Raw genomic sequence first — 20,408 nt, forward strand, 5'->3', positions numbered from 1 at the left:
CTTGCGCGACGCTTCATCGCTCCTCCCCTGCCAGATCGAACGCGCGACCATCGAAGCACGTACGGCTGCCGGTGTGGCAGGCGGGGCCATGCTGATCGACGGTGAGCAGAAGCGTGTCGCCGTCGCAGTCCGTCGCGACGGCATGCACGCGCTGAGTGTTGCCCGACGTGTCGCCCTTGCGCCAGAACTCCTGACGGGAGCGCGACCAATACACGGCCCGTCCTTCCGCGAGGGTGCGGCGCAAGGCCTCAGCGTTCATCCACGCGAGCATCAGCACCTCCCGCGTGTCGTACTGCTGCACGATCACCGGGGCCAACCCCGCATCGTTCCACGTGATTTCGGCGATGCGCGCTTCATTCGCGTCGGTCATCGCACGCCACCCCGATCGCCCGGGGCAACCTCACGGATCGTCACTCCGGATGCTTTCAGCGCTGCCTTGACATCACCGACCGTCAGCTGGCCGGTGTGGAACACGCTGGCCGCGAGGACAGCATCCGCCCCGGCGTCGATCGCGGGTGCGAAGTGCGAGACGTCGCCGGCTCCGCCGGAGGCGATCACGGGAACCGACGAGACCTCGCGCATCAGACGCACGAGTTCCAGGTCGAACCCGTCCTTCGTCCCGTCGGCGTCGATCGAGTTGACCAGAAGCTCACCGGCGCCACGCTCGATGGCCTCGCGCGCCCAGGCGAGGGCATCCAATGATGTCTCGGTGCGGCCACCATGCGTCGTGACGGCAAAACCGGACGGCGTCGCAGCGGAGCGCTTCACATCGAGCGAGAGCACCAGTACCTGGGCACCGAAGCGATCGGCGATCTCGCCGATGAGCGCGGGACGGGCGATGGCGGCCGAGTTCACACCGACTTTGTCGGCACCGACGCCGAGCAGGCGCGCGACGTCCTCGACCTCGCGCACTCCCCCGCCGACGGTCAGCGGCACGAACACGTGCTCGGCGGTGCGCTGCACGATGTCGTATGTCGTCGCGCGGGCATCCACGGTGGCCGTCACGTCAAGGAAGGTGATCTCGTCCGCGCCCTGCAGCGCATAGTGCGCCGCGAGCTCGACCGGGTCTCCCATGTCGCGCAGGTTCTGGAAGTTGACACCCTTGACGACGCGACCGGCTGCCACGTCCAGGCACGGGATGACGCGTGCCGCGAGTGCCATCAGAGCCTCGCCGCGTGGATGGCGGTGACCAGGATCGCGCGTGCACCGAGGGCGTAGAGGTCGTCCATCACCTGATTCATGCCCTTGCGGGGAATCATGACGCGCACGGCCACCCACTCGGGATCACGCAACGGGGAGATCGTCGGCGATTCGCGTCCGCCGGCGATCGCGACCGCCTGGTCGACGAGGTGGGCGGGCAGGTCGTAATCGAGCAGCACGAACTGGCGCGCCACCATCACGCCGCGCAGGCGTCGCAGCAGCCGGTCGGTGCCGGGCGCATCGCCGGGGCGGCTGATCAGCACGGCCTCGGACTCGATGATCACGGGGCCGAAGATCTCCAGGCCCGCCTGACGCAGGGTGGTTCCGGTCTCGACGACATCGGCGATGACATCCGCCACACCGAGTCGGACCGCCGATTCCACCGCGCCGTCGAGCGGCACGAGTTCGGCCTGAACGCCATGCCGACGCAGGAAATCGTCGACCAGGCCCGGGTAGGCCGAGGCGACACGGACGCCTTCGAGATCCTCGATCGTGCGGAATCGGCCGGGAGGCGCCGCGAAACGGAACGTCGAGCGGGCGAAGCCGAGTTGCTCGATCTCGCGCGCGTCGTCCTGACGCACGTCGAGCAGCAGGTCGCGGCCCGTGATGCCCACGTCCAGAGCACCGGATGCCACATACGTGGCGATATCGCGGGGACGCAGGTAGAAGAACTCGACGTCGCTGTCGGCGTCGATCACGTGCAGGGTCTTGGGGTCGCGGCGTCCGACGTAGCCCGCCTCGGCGAGCATGTCGGCAGCGGTCTCGGAGAGCGAGCCCTTGTTCGGAACGGCAATGCGCAGCATGGGTGTCTTTCGGATCGATCGGTCTCTGAGCGGGGCGGCTCACAGATGTCGGTAGACGTCCTTAAGGGTCAGTCCCTTGGCCAGCATCATCACCTGCAGGTGGTACAGCAGCTGCGAGATCTCCTCGGCCGCATTCTCGTTCGATTCGTACTCAGCGGCCATCCACACCTCAGCGGCCTCTTCGACGATCTTCTTGCCGATGGCATGCACGCCGCGATCCAACTGTGCGACGGTGCCCGATCCCTCGGGCCGGGTGAGCGCGGTGGCGCTGAGCTCGGCGAACAGTTCGTCGAAAGTCTTCACAGTCCCAGGCTAGCCTCTCGCGCACGCTCTCGGAGACCTGTGACGGCCGCCGCGACGTCGTCGGCACCGTACACGGCCGAGCCTGCGACGAACGTGTCGGCACCCGCCTCGGCGGCCTGCGCGATGGTTGCATCCGAGATCCCACCGTCGACCTGTAGCCAGACGTCGGATCCGCGCCGCTGCGCCTCGGCCCGCAACGCACGCAGCTTCGGCATGGTCTCGGGCATGAACCCCTGGCCGCCGAAGCCGGGCTCGACGGTCATCACCAGAATCTGATCGAACTCGTCGAGTATGTCGTACAGGGCGTCGCCGGCCGTACCCGGTTTGATCGCCACGCCCGCGCGGGCGCCGATCGATCGCAGTCTCCGTGCCAGCGCGATCGGGTCGGATGCGGCCTCGAGGTGGAAGGTCACGCTGGCCGCACCCAGTTCGGCGTATCCGGGCGCCCACCGGTCGGGGTCGGTGATCATGAGGTGCACGTCCAGCGGGATCGGGCTGGTCTGCTGGATGCGCTCGACCATCTGCGGCCCGAACGTGAGGTTCGGCACGAAGTGGTTGTCCATGACATCGACGTGCGCGTAGTCGGCGGTGGCGATCCGCGCCAGTTCGGTCTGCATGTTCACGAAGTCGGCGGCGAGGATGCTGGGGTTGATACGCGGGGCGCGGGGCAGGCTCATGTCACTCGTCTCCTTCAGCGCCCGAGTCGGCGCCGTTCGTGGTCGGGACGCGCTGCAGCAGCGCGACGAACATGGCGTCGGTCCCGTGGCGATGCGGCCAGAGCTGGGCGCTGAGCGCCCCCGGCTCGTCCGTGCCACGAGCGCCGAGGTCGATCGGCGACTGCGACATGCCGGTGATCACCGCACGGGCGTCGAGCTCGACGAGGTCGTCGCGCTGATGCAGCACCTCCGAGACGACTCCGGTGGTCTCGGCGAGGTGCGGTGAGCAGGTCGCGTACGCCACGATTCCTCCCGGCGCCAGGGCGTCGGCAGCGGCATCCAGCAGCTGCGTCTGCAGCGCGACGAGCTCGGGGACGTCGGACGGCGACTTGCGCCAACGGGCCTCGGGGCGACGGCGCAGCGCGCCGAGCCCGGTACAGGGGGCGTCAACGAGGATCCGGTCGAATGCAGCGGGGTGCTGCGCGGCGAACGCCCGTCCGTCCTGACTGTGCACGCGGATCGGGATCGGCAATGGGCGTACGGCGTTGCGCACCAATCCTGCACGTGTCGGCACCACCTCATTGGCTTCGAGTGCCGCCCCGTGCTGGTGTGCGAGCGCGCCCAGCAGCGCGGTCTTTCCGCCCGGCCCGGCGCACAGATCGAGCCAGCGCTCCCCTTCGCGGACGGGGGCGGCCTCGGCCAGCGCCAGCGCGACAAGCTGCGAGCCCTCGTCCTGCACACGGATCAGCCCGTCGGCGTGCGCGATCGCCTCTCGCGGGTCGCCTCCGGGCGAGCCATACGCGGTCGCCGCGTAGGGACGGCGCGGCTCCCCGGGTTCGGCAAGCCCCGGGAGCGCGACGAGGGTCACCTCGGGCGAGAGGTTGTCGGATTCGAGCAGCGCGTCGAGCTCGTCATCGCGGCCCTCGGCCGCCAGCGCGCGACGCAGAGCCCGGATCACCCACACCGGGTGCGCGGTGCGCAGTGCGAGCCGCTCGTCGTCGGATCGTGCTCCCGCCTCGATGCGTTCCTGCCAGGTGTCGGCGTCGTCTCGTCCGATCCTGCGCAGCACGGCGTTGGCGAAACCGGACGCCCCGCGCCCGACTTCCGCTGCGACGAGGTTCACCGACTCGTTGACGGCGGCGTGCGGGGCTACTCTGGTCGCCAGCAGCTGGTGCGCGCCGAGGCGCAGCGCGTCGAGCACCGCGGGATCGATCTCGCTGACCGGGCGACCGGCGGCATCCGCGATGATCGCGTCGTAGGTGCCGCGACGGCGAAGCGTGCCGTACGCGAGCTCGGTCGCCAGCGCGGCGTCCTGGGTGTTCAGGCGTGCTTCGGCGATGAGCTTCGGCAGCAGCAGGTTGGCGTACGCGTCGTCTTCGGTGACAGCGCGGATCACGTCGTAGGCGACCCAGCGGGCCGGCTGGATGCGCGTGCGGCTCATGATCCCACCCGCAGTCCATCGTGATCGCGCAGGCCGCGCCACCAGTCCGCGGCGTTCATCGCCCCGCGCCCGGCGGGCTGCACTCGGGTCACCTCGAGCGGTGTGCTCGCGGTACCGATCAGCACCGCGGTCTTGGTTCCGCCCAGCTCCCCCGGCGCCAGGCGCGGGGCGTCGGATGCTGCCGGCGCGGCGGCCAGGATCTTGAGCCGACCCCCGTCAAAGGTCGTGTGCGCCCCCGGTTCGGGCGTCACGCCCCGGTAGCGGGCGTAGATGATGTCGACCGGCTGGTGCCAGTCGAGCAGGCCGTCCTCAAGACCGAGCTTCGGGGCGAGGGTCTCGTCTCCGGCCTGCGGTGTCGCCACGGCGGTGCCGGCCGCGATGTCAGCGACGACCGTGCGGGTGAGGTCGGCGCCGTCGATGGCGAGCACGTCCAGTGCGACGTCGGCGGTCGCGTCGGCGGGAATGTCGACCGCGCGCATCGCGAACACGTCGCCGGCGTCGAGCGCCGGCACGAGGCGGAACACGCTCACGCCGATCTCGGTGTCGCCGGCGATCAGCGCTCGCTGTACCGGTGCGGCGCCGCGCCACCGCGGCAGCAGTGAGAAGTGCAGGTTGATCCATCCCTGGGTCGGCGTCGACAGCAGCGGCTCGCGCACGATGCCGCCATAGGCGACGATCACGCCGAGTTCGGCGTCGAGCGCGGAGATCTGCGCAGTGACCTCGGCATCGAGTCGTGCCGCCTTGATCACCGGCAACCCGAGCTCGTCGGCGGCCTCGGCGACTGGCGACGGCGTCAGCACGCGCTTGCGGCCGAGGGGGGCATCGGGGCGGGTGACGACCCCGACGATGTCGTGCTGCGCGGCGAGAGTGCGAAGCGTGGGCACCGCGACGGCGGGTGTGCCGGCGAAGACGAGGCGCATGAAGGTTCTCCGGAGGGTGTTTCGATCAGATGTCTGGTTCGAGGATATCCAGGTGCACCGTCAGCGGGACCCGTACACGCCCCCGTCCTCGACGGCTCTGCGCTGCCTGCGCGATCACGGTGGCGCGCAGTCGGGTCGCGACGGCCTGGCCCGCCGCGTAGCTGAAGCGCACCAGCGCGCGCACCTTGCCCTCATCGCCGATGGGCACCGGGCCCAGCACCGCTTCACCACGGATATCGAGTTCGGCGAGGGCGTCGAGGGCTGCGCGCACCGCGGCCGGCAACCCGTCGATCTGAGCCACGCGTGCCGTCGGCGGCATATGCAGCGGTGCCCGGGCCTCGAGTTCGCCACGTGCGTATGCGGCTGGTGTCCAGGTGGCCAAGGCTCGGGCGACGGGGCCGTCCACACCCACCAGGTGCACCGGAGCGCCGGGAGCGGCAAGCGCGGCCGCGTTGCACCACCAGCGCAGGCAGGACTCCCCGATGCGCAGCTCTGGCGCCTGCAGCATCCGCGCCCCGTCGAGCAGGATCACGGCGCGGTATCCGCCGTCGGCGATCGGCTCGGCGCCTCGTGTCGAGACGACCAGGGCCGGCTTGGCATCCACGTGCTGCACAGGGTGCGCGCCGTCCGAGACGATCACGCGTACGCCGGGGAAGGCGCGCCCGAGCTCATCGGCGGTGCGCTCGGTGCCCGACGAGGCGAGCCGCACCTGATCGGAGTCGCAGTGACCGCAACGCCACGAGTGCGCGGAACGGCCGCACCACCCGCACACCGGCACAGCGCCACGCCTTCGTGCCCCCAGCGGGCCGCCGCAGTGCGTGCAACGCGCCGGCGCGCGGCAGGTGCCGCACACCAGACTCGGCGAGAAGCCGGGGCGCGCCACCTGCACCAGTACAGGTCCCTCGCCCGTCGCGGCGCGCGCCGCGCCGAAGGCGCTCGACGGCACACGCCGGCCGCCCTGCTCCAGCTCCTGCGGGGTGCTCAACCGCACCTGCGGAAGCACCCTTCGCACGGCCGTCACCTCGTGCATCCAGCCGCCGGCGACAAGACGCTGCGCATCGGTGGAGCGCGTGTGCCCGACCAGCAGCAGCGCGCTTCCCTCCTGCTCTTGCCGCACCAGCGCGGCATCGCGGGCATGGACGTACGGTGCCAACGGCTCACCGAGCAACGGGTCGCCGTCGTCCCAGATCGCCACGAGTCCCGCCTGCACGGGCGCGTACACCGCGGAGCGATTGCCGATGACGACGCACGGCGCCTCGTCGAGGGTGCGCAGGAACGAACGGTAGCGCTCGGGATTGCTCTGGCGGGCGTCGTACCGCGCGACTGCATCGTCGGGCACCATCGTGGCCAGCGCCGCGAGCAGCACCTCCTGGTCGCGGTAATCCGGGACGATCAGGATGCTGGAGCGGCCCGCGGCCAGTTCGATCGTGGCCGAGGCGGCGATCATCTCGGCCCACCCGGGCGTCGTACCGTTCTGCACGGGGATCGCCTCGACGGCGGCACGGCGGCGCTCGGCGAGCACCTCTGCCAAGCCGTCGTAGCGGGCCACGACGGCCTCCGCACCTGATACCGCCTCGGCGGGTACCGCGGGTGGGGCGGCGACGGGTGGCCAGGACTTCTCCACCCGCACCTGGCGCTTGGGAATCGCCAACCGCAGCACGTCGGATGCGCTGCCCGCGGCGCGGTCCGCAACGCGTCTGGCGAGCCGGTAGAGCGGATCGGGCATCACGACCGTCGATGAGACGATGCTCTCGATCTCGGAGAGGGTGCGCGAGGGGTCGGGCTCCTCGTCGATCTCGACGATCAGGCCGTCCACGACCCGACCAGCCGTGCGCAGCGGTGCCTTGATCCGCACCCCCGGCTCGACCTCACCGAGACCCTCGGGGATCGCGTAGTCGAACAGCCGGTCCAGCTGCGGGAGCGGCGAATCGATCAGCACCCGCGCGATGCGCCGCCGCCCGGTGGGCACTGTCGCCACCGGGTCGACGTCGCCCGCGTCGGGTTCCGCGGAGGCGGCTTCGGCCGTCACGGCCCCGCCGCTCTCAGACGCCGGCGGCGCGGCGCAGCTCGTCCGCCCGGTCGGTGCGCTCCCAGGTGAAGTCCGGCAGCTCACGTCCGAAGTGACCATAGGCCGCGGTCTGCGCGTAGATCGGACGCAGCAGGTCGAGTTCTTCGATGATCGCCTGCGGACGCAGGTCGAAGACCTCACGGATCGCGCGGGTGATCGTCTCGTCGTCGACGCTGCCGGTGCCGAACGTCTCGACGTACAGACCGACGGGTCGCGCGACGCCGATCGCGTAGGCGACCTGCACCTCGGCCCGCGCTGCGAGCCCGGCCGCGACGACGTTCTTGGCAACCCACCGCATGGCGTAGGCGCCCGATCGATCGACCTTCGACGGGTCCTTGCCGCTGAACGCGCCACCGCCGTGGCGGGCGGCGCCGCCGTAGGTGTCGATGATGATCTTGCGGCCGGTGAGACCGGCGTCGCCCTTCGGGCCGCCGATCACGAAGGGTCCGGCCGGGTTGATGTAGTACTTCAGGTCGGATGCCAGGTCGAGCCCGGTCTGCTCGAGGACCGGGTCGATGACCCGTTCGCGTACCAGGCCGCGCAGCTCTTCCTGCGAGATATCGGGGTGGTGCTGCGTCGACAGCACGACCGCGTCGATCGTCTTGGGCACGAGGCCGTCGTAGCCCAGTGTCACCTGGGTCTTGCCGTCGGGACGCAGGAAGGCCAGTTCGCCCGACCGGCGCACCTCGGTCAGCCGCTCCGCGATCCGGTGTGCGGTCCACGCCGCCATCGGCATGAGCTGCGGCGTCTCGTCGGTCGCGTAGCCGAACATGATGCCCTGGTCGCCCGCGCCGAGCAGATCGCGCGGGTCGGTCGAGCTGCCGTCACGGTGTTCGCTGGCCTGGTCGACGCCCTGCGCGATGTCGGTGGACTGCTCCCCCACCGAGATGCTCACGCCGCACGACGACCCGTCGAAACCGGTGTCGCTGGAGGTGTAGCCGATGCGGTTGACCACGTCGCGCACGATCGTGGGGATATCGACATACCCCTCGGTGCGGATCTCACCGGCCACATGGACCAGCCCCGTGGTGACCAGCGTCTCGACCGCGACACGCGACCCGCGGTCGACGGCCAGCAGTCCGTCGAGGATGCTGTCCGAGATCTGATCGCAGATCTTGTCGGGGTGCCCCTCGGTGACGGACTCGGACGTGAACAGACGCAACGCGCTCATCGGTGCTCCAGATCGGTTTCGTGCGGGGCCGTTCTCGGCCCGAAGCCAGTGTGCATGAAGCCGCCGACATCCGCATGCGGATGTCGGCGGCTTACGGTGTGCACGTCACTCGGCGTGACGGATGCGAAGCTTGTCTTCGTTGATCTCGTGCAGCGCGATGGTCAGCGGCTTGTCCTCGACCGACGAGTCGACCAGCGGGCCGACGTTGTCGAACAGGTTGCCCTCGTGCAGGTCGGAGTAGTAGTCGTTGATCTGGCGCGCCCGCTTGGATGCGTAGATCACGAGCTCGTACTTCGACTCAACGCGCTCGAGCAGGTTGTCGATGGGCGGGTCGATGATGCCCTGGTTGGTTCCGGCCATGGTGGACCTCCTGGTCAGGCGACGATGCATCAGATGACGACGTGTCGCGAAAATCGGTGGGAGCGCGCGCTCCGTACGGGACAGAACCCGGTCAGCGCGCAGAGCCTGAAGACAATTCTACGACGTCGCGGGCCGCCGTGGCGACGTCGGCGTTCACGACGAGGTAGTCGAACTCGTTCTGCGCTGCCAGTTCGGTCCGCGCCGTGCGCAGTCGACGGGCTCGTTCCTCGGAGTCCTCGGTGCCCCGACCGACCAGACGGTTGACGAGTTCGTCCCACGTCGGCGGCAGCAAGAACACCAGCGATGCCGAGGGCTCGGACTCCCGCACCTGGCGGGCGCCCTGCAGATCGATCTCCAGCAGCACGGTCTTGCCCTGCGCCAGCGCCTCGTCGACGGGACCGCGCGGCGTTCCGTAGCGATGCTTGTTGTGCACCGTCGCATACTCAAGCAACTGCCCCTCTTCGATGAGGCGATCGAACTCGGCCTCGTCCAAGAAGTAGTAGTGCACGCCATCGACCTCACCCGGCCGGGGGCTGCGGGTGGTCGCCGAAACCGACAGGTGCAGATCGGGGTTCGTCTCGCGGATGTGCGCGGCAACCGTGCCCTTGCCGACGGCGGTCGGGCCTGCCAGCACCAGCAGACGGCTGCGCCCCTCACGCGGACGATGCGGCGGAAACCGTTCGTCGAGCCACGCGGTCAGAGCGGCGCGCTGGCGCACGCCGAGCCCGCCCAGGCGCTTGACCGGCGAGATGCCGAGATCCTCGAGCACGCGGTCGCGCTTGCCCGCGCCGATCGCCGGCAGCGCCATCAGGAAATCGGTGACCCGCATGGTCGCGGCATCCGAATCGGCGTCCTCGAATGCCTGACGCAGAACGGCCTGCGGTGCGGTGACCCGCATCGCCAGGTCGCGCTTCAGGGATGCCCGGGCGCGGCGACGCTCGAGCGCGCGCCGCGATGCTGCGGCGCGATCAACGTCGGGAACGGTGCGGTTCTCAGCCACGAAGTACCTCCAGGTAGTGCGCACTGCGCGAGCGGATCGCCTCGGCGATACCGTCGGGACCCGCGCCGAGGATGCTCCGGCTCTCGCTGGCGAGCACGTTGCGTGCCAGCGGGCCGAATCGTCCGGTCAGATCCTCCGGCGTGGCGCCCTGCGCCCCGAAACCGGGAGCGAGGATGGGGGTGCGCACGAGCAGATCGTCGTCGAGGCCGAACTCCGAGCGGTCGACTGTCGCGCCGATCACCAGGCCCACCGGGCCCAATCCGGCGGCGAAAGCATCCGAGTCGTTCACCCACGTGACATCCCGTGCCACGCGTCGCGCGACCGTCTCGCCGTCGCCGGCGGCCACGTCGACCGGAGTGGCCGTCTGCAGCGCCGCCGCCTCGGGGTTGCTGGTCGCGGCGAGCACGAAGACGCCCTTATCGGCGCGGACGGCGCCCGTCAGCGTCTCACGCAGCGATTCCGGTCCCAGGTAGGGGCTCACAGTGAGGGCATCCGCTTCCAAGGGCGACCCCGACTCGAACCACGCCGACGCATAGCCGGCCATGGTCGAGCCGATGTCGCCGCGCTTGGCATCGGCGATCACGATCAGGCCGGCCGCACGCGCGGCCGACATCACGTCTTCGAGCGCTGCGAAGCCGCGGGATCCGTAGCGTTCGAAGAACGCCACCTGGGGCTTCACGACGCCCACCCGGCCCGCCGCCGCTTCGACGACGGCGAGCCCGAAGGCGCGGATGCCGTCAGCATCCGCACCCAGACCCCACTGCTCAAGCAACGCGGCGTGCGGATCGATCCCCACGCACAGCGGGCCGTGCTCGTCGAGCGCGGCACGCAGACGTGCGGGGAACGACTCGGTCACACCGACCCCTTGCGGTCGAGCGCGTACTCCTGAAGGCTGCGCACGTCGAAACCGTCACTGGTGGCGTCCATACCGCTGACCGCCGCGCCGAGCACTGCCATGGTGGTGAACAGCGCCTTGTCGGCGGCGACCGCCGCGGCCCGGATCTCGTAGCCGTCGGCACGCGCCGCTCCCCCGCTGGGAGTGTTCACGACGATGTCGATGCGGCCCTCGTTGATCAGGTCGACGATGTTCTCGGCTCCGCTGTCCTGCGTCTCGCTGAACTTCGACACGACGGTGACGTCGATGCCGTTGCGGCTGAGGATCTCGGCGGTGCCCTCGGTGGCCACCAGGGTGAAGCCCAGCTGCTGCAGACGGTGCGCCGGCAGGATCACCGCGCGCTTGTCGGCGTCGGCGACCGAGATGAACACGGTGCCCGAGACGGGCATTCCGCCATAGGCCGCAGCCTGGCTCTTGGCGAACGCCGTCGGGAAGTCGCGGTCGATGCCCATGACCTCGCCCGTCGAGCGCATCTCCGGACCCAGAACCGAGTCGACGACCTTGCCATCGTGGGTGCTGAAGCGCTTGAACGGCAGCACGGCCTCCTTGACGGCGACCGGAGCGCCCAGCGGCACGCGCGAGCCGTCCTGTGCCGGCAGCATGCCCTCGTCGATGAGCTCGGCGACGGTCGAGCCAGCCATGATGCGGCTCGCGGCCTTGGCCAGCGGAATGCCCAGCGCCTTCGAGACGAACGGCACGGTGCGGCTGGCGCGCGGGTTCGCCTCGATCACGTACAGCACTCCCGCGCTGATCGCGAACTGCACGTTCAGCAGACCGCGCACGCCCACGCCCTTCGCGATCGCGAGCGTCGCCGCGCGCACGCGGTCGACGTCGGTACGGCCGAGCGAGACCGGCGGCAGCGTGCAGCTGGAGTCACCCGAGTGGATGCCGGCCTCTTCGAGGTGCTCCATGACACCGCCGATGTACAGGTCGGTGCCGTCGTACAGGGCGTCCACGTCGAGCTCGATCGCATCGTCGAGGAAGCGGTCCACCAGCAGCGGCTTGCCCTCCTCGATCACGACCTCATCCGCGGTGCGCACGAAGTAGTCACGCAGCGAGGGGGTGTCGTAGACGATCTCCATGCCGCGGCCGCCGAGCACGAAGCTCGGGCGCACCAGCACCGGGTAGCCGATCTCCTCGGCGATGCGCACCGCGCCCTCGACGTCGATCGCCGTGCCGTTGCGGGGGGCGACGAGCCCGGCGTCGTCGAGCAGGCGGGCGAAGAGCTCGCGCTCCTCGGCCAGGTCGATCGCCTCGGGGCTCGTACCGAGCACGGTGTACCCGGCCGCCTCGATGCCCTTCGCCAGACCCAGTGGCGTCTGACCGCCCAGCTGGCAGACGACACCGAGAATCGTGCCGCTACGCGCCTCGGCGTCGAGCACCTCGAGCACGTCCTCGAGCGTCAGCGGCTCGAAGTACAGCCGGTCCGAGGTGTCGTAGTCGGTCGAGACCGTCTCAGGGTTGCAGTTGACCATGACGGTCTCGTATCCGGCATCCGACAGCGCGAACGACGCGTGCACGCACGAGTAGTCGAACTCGACGCCCTGGCCGATGCGGTTCGGACCGGAGCCGATGATGACGACCTTGGTGCGGTCGGATGCCGCGACCTCGGTCTCGAAGTCGTAGCTGGAGTAGTGGTACGGCGTCAGCGCGGGGAACTCCCCCGCGCAGGTGTCGACCGTCTTGTACACCGGACGCACGTCGAGCGCACGACGGATGCCCCGTACCTCGGCCTCGTCCACGCCGCGCAGCTGCGCGATCTGCGCGTCGGAGAAGCCGTGCTCCTTGGCGTGACGAATCGTCGTGGCGTCGAGCTCGGCGGCGGATGCCACGGTCTCGGCCACCTCGTTGATCAGCACCATCTGGTCGATGAACCACGGGTCGATCGAGGTCGCCTCGAACGCCTGCTCGATCGTCGCGCCCTTGCGCAGCGCCTGCTGCAGCACGACGATGCGACCGTCGGTGGGCGTCTTGGCGATCTCGAGCAGCTCGTCGACCGAGCGCTCCTCCGGGCCCCAGTGGAAGCTCGATCCACGCTTCTCCAGCGACCGCAGCGCCTTCTGCAGCGCGGTGGTGTAGTTGCGGCCGATGGCCATCGCCTCACCGACCGACTTCATGGTCGTCGTCAGAGTGGCATCCGCGGCGGGGAACTTCTCGAAGGCGAAACGCGGCACCTTCACGACGACGTAGTCGAGCGTCGGCTCGAAGCTCGCCGGTGTAACACCGGTGATGTCGTTCGGGATCTCGTCCAGGCGGTAGCCGAGGGCGAGCTTTGCGGCGAGCTTCGCGATCGGGAATCCGGTCGCCTTCGACGCCAGGGCCGAGGAACGCGAGACGCGCGGGTTCATCTCGATGACGATGATGCGGCCGTTGGTCGGGTCGACCGCGAACTGGATGTTGCAGCCACCGGTGTCGACGCCGACGGCGCGGATGATGTCGATCGAGATGTCGCGCAGCTTCTGGAACTCACGGTCGGTGAGCGTCAGCGCGGGTGCCACGGTGATCGAGTCGCCGGTGTGCACGCCGACGGGGTCGACGTTCTCGATCGAGCAGACGACCACCGTGTTGTCGGCGGTGTCGCGCATGAGCTCGAGCTCGTACTCCTTCCACCCGAGGATCGATTCCTCCAGGAGCACCTCGTTGGTCGGCGAGTCGTGCAGGCCAGCGCCACCGATGCGGCGCAGGTCCGCCTCGTCGTAGGCGAAGCCGGAGCCGAGACCACCCATGGTGAAGCTCGGGCGCACGACCAGCGGGTAGCCGAGCTCTTCAGCACCTGCCAGCAGCTCGTCCATCGTGTGGCAGATCACCGACTTGGCGACGTCGGCGCCCGCCTCGAGCACGAGCTCCTTGAACACCTGACGGTCTTCACCTCGACGGATGGCATCGACCTTGGCGCCGATGAGCTCGACGTCGTACTTTGCCAGGATGCCGCGCTCGTGCAGCGCCATGGCGGCGTTCAGCGCGGTCTGTCCACCGAGGGTCGGCAGGATGGCATCCGGCTTCTCCTTGGCGATGATCGTCTCGATCACCTCGGGAGTGATCGGCTCGATGTAGGTGGCGTCGGCGAAGTCGGGGTCGGTCATGATCGTGGCCGGGTTGGAGTTGACCAGGATCACGCGCACGCCCTCTTCGCGCAGCACACGGCACGCCTGGGTGCCGGAGTAGTCGAACTCGCAGGCCTGACCGATGACGATCGGGCCGGAGCCGATCACGAGAACGGAGTTGATGTCGTCGCGCTTGGGCATTACTTGCTGGCCTCCAGGGTCGCGATGACGAGATCGCGGAAGCGGGTGAAGAGATAGTGGGCGTCGTGCGGGCCGGCCGCCGCCTCGGGGTGGTACTGCACCGAGAAGGCCGGGATGTCCAGGGCGCGCAGCCCCTCGACGACCTGATCGTTGAGCCCGACGTGGCTGACCTCGACCGATCCGAAGCCGTTCGGGCTGTCGAAGACACCCTCGACGGGCGCGTCCACGGCGAAGCCATGGTTGTGGGCGGTGATCTCAACGCGGCCGGTGGCCTTGTCGAGCACGGGCTGGTTCAGTCCGCGGTGGCCGAACTGCAGCTTGTACGTGCCGAGCCCCAGGGCGCGGCCGAACAGCTGGTTGCCGAAGCAGATGCCGAAGTAGGGCAGACCGGCCTGCAGCACCTCGCGCAGCACCGCGACCTGTGCGTCGGATGCCGAGGGGTCGCCGGGCCCGTTGGAGTAGAACACCCCGACCGGGTCGATCGAACGGATCGCGTCGAACGACGACGACTGCGGCAGCACGTGCACGTCGAAACCGAGCGCGGCGAGGTTTTCGAGCGTTGCCCGCTTGACACCGAGGTCGATGACGGCGAGGTTGCCGATCCGCTCGGCCGTGGCGGGCAGCACGTACGTCTCGGCGACCGAGACCTCTGCCGACAGGTTCTGACCGGCCATCTCGGGGGCAGTCGTCACGCGGGTCAACTGCTCCGCGGGATCAAGGGCAGCATCCGCTCCCGAGAAGACGCCGCCGCGCATCGCACCGGCATCGCGGATGCGGCGCGTGAGCGCACGCGTGTCGATGCCGCTGATACCGACGATTCCGTCGCGGATCAGTGCATCATCGAGGGATTCCTCGGCACGCCAGTTCGACACCCGGCGGGCGGGGTCGCGCACGATGTAGCCGGCAACCCAGATCTTCGCCGACTCGTTGTCTTCGGCGTTCATACCGGTGTTGCCGATGTGCGGCGCAGTCTGCAGCACGATCTGACCGGCGTAGGACGGGTCGGTGAGCGTCTCCTGGTAGCCGGACATGCCGGTCGCGAAGACGACCTCGCCAAGGGTGGTGCCGCGCGCGCCGTAGGCGCGGCCGACGAAGCGGGTGCCGTCCTCGAGGACGAGTACGGCGGAATCTGCGGTGAGGGCGGTCAAGAGTTCACTCCGTTCTCCGGAGCGCCGCACAACTGCTGGAGCTCCGGGAGGATCTGCTGGGGCTCGGCTGCCGAGAGCCGAAGGTAGGTGTCGACGAGGATCCCATCGGCGACCCGCCAGTCAAGGCGGATCAGGCCGGACGGCTCCACGACGCGGTCGATGGTGACGGTGGCGACGTCGGCACCGGCGAGCCGGTCGGCCGCGAGAAACACGGTGGGTGCGCCATCAAGGCTCAACGCGACGCCACGGTCGGTCAGCGCGAGCTCTCCGCGAGCGCGGTATGCGAGCGGTCGCACCGCGGCGCGCTCCAGAGGCTGACCGTGCTTCGTCGTCGCCACGTGCAGCACCTCGTACCGTGCCGAGACCTCGGCGTGCTCGGGAACCCCGAGCGGTGCGGTGAGACCCGAATCGCGACGCAGACGCGCGCGCCACGCGAAGAACATCGTGAGGAGGATGGCCGCCGCGATGGCGGCCATGATCAGGCCGGCAAGTTCGCGCGTCATTTCGACTCGCTCCGCTCGCTCCCGACAGGCCGCAGATCCTCGACGAGTTCCCCACCGTCGAGTGTCACGACACCGCCGTGGATGGTCCACTGGACGCGACCGGGAAGCTCCCGTCCGAGGTACGGCGAGTTGTGGCTGCGACCGTGCAGGTCGGACTCGGTGAAGACACCGGGCACGTTCGGGTCGTACAGCGTCACGTGGGCGGGCTTGCCGACTTCGAGCGCCCCGAAGCCGTCGAGCTGCCCGATGCGCGCGGGCGCGGCGCTGAGCACACGCGCCACGTCGGCCCAGTCGAGCTGGCCGGTCGCCACCATCGACTGGTGCACGACGCGCAGTGCGCTCTCCAGGCCCACCATGCCGTTCGCGGCGGCCTGCCACTCGCAGGCCTTGTTCTCGGCGGGGTGCGGGGCGTGGTCGGTGGCGACGATGTCGATCGTGCCGTCGGCGAGACCCTCGCGCACGGCCATGACGTCCTCCTGCGCGCGCAGCGGAGGGTTCACCTTGTACCGGGCGTCGTAGTCGCGCACGAGTTCATCTGTGAGCAGCAGGTGGTGGGGGGTCACCTCGGCGGTGACCTGGATGCCGCGCTTCTTGGCCCAGCGGATGATGTCGACACTGCCCGCCGTGGACAGGTGGCACACGTGCAGGCGCGAGCCGACGTGCTCGGCGAGCAGCACGTCGCGGGCAATGATCGACTCCTCGGCGACCGCCGGCCAACCGGCGAGGCCCAGCTCTGCCGAGACGATGCCCTCATTCATCTGGGCGCCCTCGGTCAGACGCGGGTCCTGTGCGTGCTGGGCGATGACGCCACCGAACGACTTGACGTACTCCAGGGCGCGGCGCATGATCAGCGGGTCCCACACGCAGAAGCCATCATCGCTGAACACGCGCACGCGTGCCCGCGACGACGCCATGGCGCCCAGCTCGGCGAGGCGCTCGCCCTTCTGCCCGACGGTGACAGCGCCGATCGGCTGCACGGTGGCGTAGCCGGCTGCCTCGCCGAGGGCGAGCTCCTGCTCGACCACGCCGGCGGTGTCGGCGACCGGCTGCGTGTTCGGCATCGCGAACACGGCGGTGAACCCGCCGGCGGCGGCCGCACGGGTACCGGTCAGCACCGTCTCGGATGCCTCGAAGCCGGGCTCACGCAGATGCGTGTGCAGGTCGACCAGGCCGGGCAGTGCCACCAGCCCGGCGGCGTCGATGACGCGCGCTCCGGACCGGCTCAGCCCCGTTCCGATCTCGGCGATGATGCCGTTCTCGATCACGATGTCGGTGCTCTCGCGTCCGAGCAGCTCGACTCCTTCGATGACGAGGGTCTGGCTCATTTCACTTCCCCTCGTTCGTCGTTTCGTTCGCCTGCGAGCAGCAGGTAGAGCACAGCCATGCGCACCGCGACGCCGTTCGTGACCTGCTCGAGCACGGTCGAGCGCGGCGAATCGGCGGCCTCGGAAGAGATCTCCAGGCCCCGGTTCATGGGTCCGGGGTGCAGAACAATGCTACCTTCCGGCAGCGCCGCCGCACGCACGGCGTCCAGACCCCAGAGCCTGGAATACTCCCGCTCAGTGGGGAAATACGCGGCGTGCATCCGCTCGCCCTGAATGCGCAGCATCATCACCGCGTCGGGTCCCTCTGCCAGCGCGGCGTCGAGGTCGTACAGCACCCGCACCGGCCACTGCGAGACGTTCTGCGGCACGAGCGTGGGGGGCGTCACGAGCGTGACGTCGGCTCCGAGCAGCGACAGCAGCCAGACGTTCGAGCGAGCCACGCGGGAATGCAGTACGTCGCCCACGATCACGACGCGCAGCCCGGCGAGGTCACGACCGCGGCTATCGGCACCGTGGTGGCGTTTGCGGATGGTGAATGCGTCGAGCAGCGCCTGGGTCGGATGCTCGTGCGTGCCATCACCGGCGTTGACCACGCCGGCCGAGATCCAGCCGCTGGTCGCGAGCGTGCGGGGCGCGCCAGAGGCGGAGTGACGGATGACGACAGCATCCGCCCCCATCGCCTCCAGTGTCTGGGCGGTGTCCTTCAGGCTCTCGCCCTTCGAGACGCTGGAGCCCTTCGCTGCGAAGTTGATGACGTCGGCGGAGAGACGCTTGGCAGCGGCCTCGAACGAGATGCGCGTGCGGGTGGAGTCCTCGAAGAAGAGGTTGACCACGGTCTTGCCGAGCAGCGTCGGCAGCTTCTTGACCTGGCGCGACTGGGTGTCAGACATGTCCTCGGCCACGTCGAGGATGCGCAGGGCGGTCTCTCGGTCGAGTGTGCGGGTATCGAGCAGGTGCCTCATGATTCGATCGTCACCTCGTCGCTGCCGTCGAGCTCGCGCAGACGCACGTTCACGCGCTCGGTGCGGGCGGAGGGAATGTTCTTGCCCACGAAGTCGGGGCGGATCGGCAGTTCGCGGTGTCCGCGGTCGACAAGGATCGCGAGGCGCACGGCCGCGGGGCGGCCGATGGACTGCAGCGCGTCGAGTGCCGCGCGGATGCTGCGACCTGAGAAGAGCACGTCGTCGACGAGGACGACGGTCTTGCCGTCGATGCCACCCTCGGGAATGTCCGTGCGCTTGGGTGCGCGGGTCGGATGCTGCGACAGGTCGTCTCGGAAGAGCGTGATGTCGATCGCTCCGACGGGAATGTCGACGCCAGCGATGCCGGAGATGACCGGCCCGAGCCGCTCGGCGAGGGTCACGCCGCGGGTCGGGATGCCGAGAAGGACAAGGCCTTCGGCGCCGCGATTGGATTCGAGGATCTCGTGGGCGATGCGCGTCAGAGCGCGCGATATATCGGCTTCATGCAGCACAGTGCGTGCAGACAACGGCCACGTCCCTTCTCCGCCTCTCCGGACGGGGTTAAAGGTTGGTGATGACACCAGTCTAGCGAACCCCGCTCGCGCTCGCGGCCGCGCGAGGTGCCCCGCGCGCCGTTTCGCGCGCACGAGAACAGGACGGATGCTGAGAACAGGACGATCCTGCGGAATTCGTCCTGTTCTCGTGAGATCGCCTGTTCTCGGTGACACCAGACGGCGGAGTGGACGCCCGGTTCGGCCCCGGGCTGCCAAATGCTCAGGCGCCGGGACGCAATGCCTCGTCGGTGACGGGGTCGATCTTCTCGGCGCGGATCGCGTGACCTGCCGTCGACAGGCACTTGCCGGTCTTCAGATCCCACTTCCAATCGTGCATGCTGCACGTGAGCACGCCGTCCTCGTCGATCTTGCCGGTGCGGGTCAGATCGGCACGCAGGTGCGGGCAACGGCGCTGCACGACCCAGTCGCCGATCTCGGCATCCTCAGTCTGATCGGTCTGCTCCTGGTACCAGTTCTCGACGTACTCGATGCGATCGACCGACAGGCACTTCAGGAACGTCGTGAGGAACTCGTTGAACTTGCCGCTGCGCCCCACCGAGAACTGCATCGACAGGAAGATCGAGTTCGACCAGTCGATCTCATGATCGCGGATGTTCGTCGAGACCAGATCGGCGGGAATCGTGTACCAGTAGATGCACTCCTCCCCCGCGTACTCACGCACCTTGGCCTTCGGGAAGTCGACCACCATGTCGAGGTCGCCGATCTTGAACCGCACGTTGCCGCCAACGCCGAGCCGGATCGTGCGGGACTTCTTCAGCAGCGGCTCCCACCACGCCTTGAGCGCCGCGAGCATCTCCTCGGGCGGCAGCACCTCGGCGCGCGTGGCCTCTTCGTCGATGACCTCCTGCTGCCGCGTCGCCTTCTGCTCGGCCAGGTACTCCCACTTCTCGTCGAAGATGTGGTCGATCTCATCCTGGCTGTACAGGCTCTGCGTCACCGTCATCTCGCCGTGATTCATGTCGACGACGGTGCCGGGGATGAACAGCTGGCCGTCGTACTGCGGCGCCTGCTCCTTCAAGTGAGCCAGGAACTCCTTCTGATCGGTGAAGATCGAGTCGTCGTCCTGGCCGGTGCCGTTGTAGCGGAAGAGCTCCTCGCGCAGGAACATCGGCGGGCCCGCCATCGGGAACACGTGCGGCGCGTCGACCTTCTCGATGTAGTACATCGCGCGCTTGTTCTGCGCCTCGCGCTTCAGGCGCGCGAAGTTCTGCTTGGCGTCCTGCGGCAGGTCGTAGACCATCGGCCACCAGATGGCGCCGGAGACCTGCGTGAAGTACGCCTCGGGCTTGCCGAACGACAGCAGCGCCTCCAGATCGAGCGGATGCGAATCGTTCTGGTTGAGGATCGATGCCGTGCCGTCATCCACGCTCAGCGACGAGTCACCGATCGGGCCGTCGCTGGGGGCGCGCAGCGGCGTGATCATCATCTTCAGGTCGCCGCGCTCGATCACCTGGCCGGCCGGCGCGTAGGTGATGTTGTTGTACCCGAGTGCACGGATGTCGACCTCGAGGTCGTCGGTGACGTACTCGGGCAGCAGCACCTCGATGTCCTTCGAGATGTACCGCTCGAGCAGTCGCGGGTCGAAGTGATCGCGGTGGCGGTGCGAGATGTACAGGAAGTCCGCCTCGCGCCCGTAGCGCTCCCAGTCGAGCCCGCGGTTATCAGGGAACGGGAACCACGAGCCGAAGAACGACGGACCCAGCACGGGGTCGCAGATGATGTTCCCGCCGACCGTCTCGATGAACATCCCCGCGTGGCCGAGTCCCGTGATCCGCATGTCTCTCCTCTGTTGTGGACAGCCTCGAGTGTACCGAGCCGAGGCTGGGACTCCGG

The 20,408-nt window shown here is 68.9% G+C and carries 19 protein-coding genes; all 19 read right to left on the reverse strand.

The annotated features are described in order from the left end of the window. Positions 1-13: 13 nt before the first annotated feature. The 19 genes from hisI to JF543_RS09295 all read right to left on the reverse strand — a co-directional run bounded on the left by hisI (position 14) and on the right by JF543_RS09295 (position 20,352). Entirely contained in the window at positions 14-370 is a 357-nt protein-coding gene (gene hisI / locus JF543_RS09205; protein WP_206823828.1) for a phosphoribosyl-AMP cyclohydrolase, read from the reverse strand. Then, complete coding sequence (gene hisF, locus JF543_RS09210) at positions 367-1,161, reverse strand: imidazole glycerol phosphate synthase subunit HisF (RefSeq protein ID WP_206549864.1); 795 nt, start codon at positions 1,159-1,161, stop codon at positions 367-369. The genes hisI and hisF overlap by 4 nt, the downstream gene beginning before the upstream one ends. Further along, the gene (gene hisG / locus JF543_RS09215; RefSeq protein WP_206549863.1) at positions 1,161-2,003 is read right to left on the reverse strand and encodes an ATP phosphoribosyltransferase; all 843 of its coding nucleotides are present in this window, start codon (positions 2,001-2,003) and stop codon (positions 1,161-1,163) included. The genes hisF and hisG overlap by 1 nt, the downstream gene beginning before the upstream one ends. Before the next feature lie 39 nt (positions 2,004-2,042). Continuing rightward, the gene (locus JF543_RS09220; protein ID WP_179410813.1) at positions 2,043-2,306 is read right to left on the reverse strand and encodes a phosphoribosyl-ATP diphosphatase; all 264 of its coding nucleotides are present in this window, start codon (positions 2,304-2,306) and stop codon (positions 2,043-2,045) included. Beyond that, on the reverse strand, positions 2,303-2,983 hold the full coding sequence (gene rpe, locus JF543_RS09225; protein WP_206823830.1) for a ribulose-phosphate 3-epimerase: 681 nt from the start codon (positions 2,981-2,983) through the stop codon (positions 2,303-2,305). The genes JF543_RS09220 and rpe overlap by 4 nt, the downstream gene beginning before the upstream one ends. A gap of 1 nt (position 2,984) precedes the next feature. After that, entirely contained in the window at positions 2,985-4,403 is a 1,419-nt protein-coding gene (locus JF543_RS09230) for an RsmB/NOP family class I SAM-dependent RNA methyltransferase (protein ID WP_206823831.1), read from the reverse strand. After that, positions 4,400-5,323, reverse strand: a complete 924-nt coding sequence (gene fmt, locus JF543_RS09235) for a methionyl-tRNA formyltransferase (protein WP_206820514.1) — start codon at positions 5,321-5,323, stop codon at positions 4,400-4,402. The genes JF543_RS09230 and fmt overlap by 4 nt, the downstream gene beginning before the upstream one ends. A 25-nt stretch (positions 5,324-5,348) precedes the next feature. Further along, complete coding sequence (locus JF543_RS09240) at positions 5,349-7,292, reverse strand: primosomal protein N' (RefSeq protein ID WP_347401149.1); 1,944 nt, start codon at positions 7,290-7,292, stop codon at positions 5,349-5,351. Positions 7,293-7,365: 73 nt separating this feature from the next. Beyond that, positions 7,366-8,562 (reverse strand): methionine adenosyltransferase, encoded by a 1,197-nt coding sequence (gene metK / locus JF543_RS09245; protein ID WP_179410808.1) that lies wholly within the window; start codon positions 8,560-8,562, stop codon positions 7,366-7,368. A gap of 105 nt (positions 8,563-8,667) precedes the next feature. Continuing rightward, positions 8,668-8,922 carry a DNA-directed RNA polymerase subunit omega gene (rpoZ, locus tag JF543_RS09250; RefSeq protein WP_179410807.1) on the reverse strand — a complete coding sequence of 85 codons (255 nt, stop codon included), beginning with the start codon at positions 8,920-8,922 and terminating at the stop codon, positions 8,668-8,670. Positions 8,923-9,013: 91 nt separating this feature from the next. After that, a complete protein-coding gene (gene gmk, locus JF543_RS09255) occupies positions 9,014-9,922 on the reverse strand; it encodes a guanylate kinase (RefSeq protein WP_274366930.1) in 909 nt (302 codons plus the stop codon). Beyond that, positions 9,915-10,778 (reverse strand): orotidine-5'-phosphate decarboxylase, encoded by an 864-nt coding sequence (gene pyrF, locus JF543_RS09260; RefSeq protein WP_179410806.1) that lies wholly within the window; start codon positions 10,776-10,778, stop codon positions 9,915-9,917. Before pyrF ends, gmk begins: the two co-directional genes overlap by 8 nt. Further along, the gene (carB, locus tag JF543_RS09265; RefSeq protein ID WP_206823839.1) at positions 10,775-14,062 is read right to left on the reverse strand and encodes a carbamoyl-phosphate synthase large subunit; all 3,288 of its coding nucleotides are present in this window, start codon (positions 14,060-14,062) and stop codon (positions 10,775-10,777) included. The genes pyrF and carB overlap by 4 nt, the downstream gene beginning before the upstream one ends. Beyond that, positions 14,062-15,210, reverse strand: coding sequence for a glutamine-hydrolyzing carbamoyl-phosphate synthase small subunit (gene carA, locus JF543_RS09270; RefSeq protein WP_179410804.1), 1,149 nt, complete (start codon positions 15,208-15,210; stop codon positions 14,062-14,064). The genes carB and carA overlap by 1 nt, the downstream gene beginning before the upstream one ends. Further along, the gene (locus tag JF543_RS09275; RefSeq protein WP_179410803.1) at positions 15,207-15,713 is read right to left on the reverse strand and encodes a hypothetical protein; all 507 of its coding nucleotides are present in this window, start codon (positions 15,711-15,713) and stop codon (positions 15,207-15,209) included. Before JF543_RS09275 ends, carA begins: the two co-directional genes overlap by 4 nt. Then, positions 15,710-17,038 carry a dihydroorotase gene (locus JF543_RS09280; RefSeq protein ID WP_206823841.1) on the reverse strand — a complete coding sequence of 443 codons (1,329 nt, stop codon included), beginning with the start codon at positions 17,036-17,038 and terminating at the stop codon, positions 15,710-15,712. The genes JF543_RS09275 and JF543_RS09280 overlap by 4 nt, the downstream gene beginning before the upstream one ends. Beyond that, positions 17,035-18,000 carry an aspartate carbamoyltransferase catalytic subunit gene (locus JF543_RS09285; RefSeq protein ID WP_179410801.1) on the reverse strand — a complete coding sequence of 322 codons (966 nt, stop codon included), beginning with the start codon at positions 17,998-18,000 and terminating at the stop codon, positions 17,035-17,037. Before JF543_RS09285 ends, JF543_RS09280 begins: the two co-directional genes overlap by 4 nt. Continuing rightward, positions 17,997-18,527 carry a bifunctional pyr operon transcriptional regulator/uracil phosphoribosyltransferase PyrR gene (pyrR, locus tag JF543_RS09290; RefSeq protein WP_179410800.1) on the reverse strand — a complete coding sequence of 177 codons (531 nt, stop codon included), beginning with the start codon at positions 18,525-18,527 and terminating at the stop codon, positions 17,997-17,999. Before pyrR ends, JF543_RS09285 begins: the two co-directional genes overlap by 4 nt. 247 nt (positions 18,528-18,774) lie before the next feature. After that, positions 18,775-20,352: a Rieske 2Fe-2S domain-containing protein gene (locus tag JF543_RS09295; protein WP_179410799.1), complete on the reverse strand. Its 1,578-nt coding sequence runs from the start codon at positions 20,350-20,352 to the stop codon at positions 18,775-18,777. Positions 20,353-20,408 lie beyond the last annotated feature (56 nt).

The sequence above is a fragment of the Microbacterium esteraromaticum genome (assembly GCF_017303215.1).
Classification (GTDB): domain Bacteria; phylum Actinomycetota; class Actinomycetes; order Actinomycetales; family Microbacteriaceae; genus Microbacterium; species Microbacterium esteraromaticum_C.